Annotated in this window: 1 protein-coding gene and 1 pseudogene; both read left to right on the forward strand. The window is 24.2% G+C overall.

Annotated features, from left to right (window positions below):
- Positions 1 to 493, forward strand: a 493-nt coding sequence (locus L988_RS13890) for a toxin-antitoxin system YwqK family antitoxin (RefSeq protein WP_369798253.1), incomplete at its 5' end; no start/stop codon positions are given.
- Between the two features lie 19 nt (positions 494 to 512).
- Positions 513 to 810: pseudogene (locus L988_RS12000) on the forward strand (hypothetical protein); the annotation flags it as partial.

Genomic DNA, 810 nt, shown 5'->3' on the forward strand with positions numbered 1-810 from the left:
AAAAATGTATTCCAAAGAATTAATTATAAAAAATTATTTTTTAGATGGAAAAATAGAAGAAGAGTATGAAATTATTCAGAGTACAGATGATGATTTCGTAAGACATGGTTATTGTAAAAAATATGATTATGACGGAAAGTTGAAATGTGAATGTTACTATGAAAATGGAGTTATTAATGGTTATTATAAAGAATACTCTAATGGAGTATTAAGAGAAGAAGGTAGTTATGTAAATGGATTAAAAGATGGCAAGTGGATTGAATATTCAGAAGAAAAAAATTATATCAAAGGAAAAAAAACAATAGTTTTGAACTCTTTAGGAAAATTATTAACTGGTTGCATAATAGGGATATTACTAATACTAGCAATTCTAATTTTTAAAGTTAAGACCAGTTCAACAAATGAATCTAAAGATTTACTTTTACAATATGAGCAACCTTTAGAAAATAAAACAAGTAATATACCTTTAACACTTGACCTGAAATATGAATAAAATAAAAAGGAGAACATAGATGATAAAAAATATAAAATTAATATTATATATAATGGTTCTATTATCAACAAAAATTTTTGGATTAACTGTATATGACCCTGCTAATCATCAGGTTAATATGCTAACTAAAGTGGAAGCTGTTAAACAAACATTAGAGCAAGTACAGCATAATAAAAATTTATTGGAACAAATAAAAAATGACACAATAAATATGGCTAGTTTAGGAAGAGAATTAACAACAGGACAATTGGATATGCTACAAAAAAATATCCAATCTATAATAAATATTAGAAATCAATCTTTATCTGAAATAAATA

The organism is Cetobacterium sp. ZWU0022 (genome assembly GCF_000800875.1).
GTDB lineage: Bacteria > Fusobacteriota > Fusobacteriia > Fusobacteriales > Fusobacteriaceae > Cetobacterium_A.